Annotated in this window: 1 protein-coding gene; it reads left to right on the top strand. The window is 33.7% G+C overall.

Annotation, left to right across the window (positions count from 1 at the left end; genetic code table 11):
* Window positions 1–559: hypothetical protein (locus A194_RS0116500; protein WP_017187867.1), on the top strand; the 559-nt coding region annotated here is incomplete at its 5' end.
* Window positions 560–572 lie beyond the last annotated feature (13 nt).

The raw sequence follows: 572 nt of genomic DNA on the forward strand, positions 1-572 counted from the left end.
AAAAGAAAGTAAAGTGATCCAAGTATCATTATTGATGTATCTATGTGCCGTCCTTGCAAGTGCGTTTCTAGAAACTTGGAGTATTTTGATTCTAAACTTAATTATTGCGACCGTTTGTAGCATTTCTTATTTCATTTTATGGATGTTATACAAGGACCAGCGTAGAAGGTATTTTTCATTAGCTAGCTTTGTAATGTTAAACGGATTTGCAATCTTTTTTGCAGTACCGTTTTTAGTATTTATTTATGGTTCAATTTCATTTTGGGTCGGCGTATTACTTGTTATTTCGATGTTGCTAGTTCCTTATCTTTTCTCTGAAGAGATTGCACTAAGTGTAAATAAGCCTTATAAGACGAGGCTAGGAAGGGTTTATATCATTTTATCAAGTATGTTATTGATATTTGGGTCAGGTGTTTATGCTGATAGCCTGTACTCTCAAACTACTGATCTTTTACAAGCCTCTTTATATACTTTTCTTTTCTCATTGTGTTGTTGGTTTGTTGCACCTGTTCTCTTAATCAAACCAAAGAAGATGGATGAGGTTATGGCGGAGAAGTAATTTTCTAGGTTAA

The sequence above is a fragment of the Alkalibacillus haloalkaliphilus C5 genome (assembly GCF_000269905.1).
Taxonomy (GTDB): Bacteria; Bacillota; Bacilli; order Bacillales; family Alkalibacillaceae; genus Alkalibacillus; species Alkalibacillus haloalkaliphilus_A.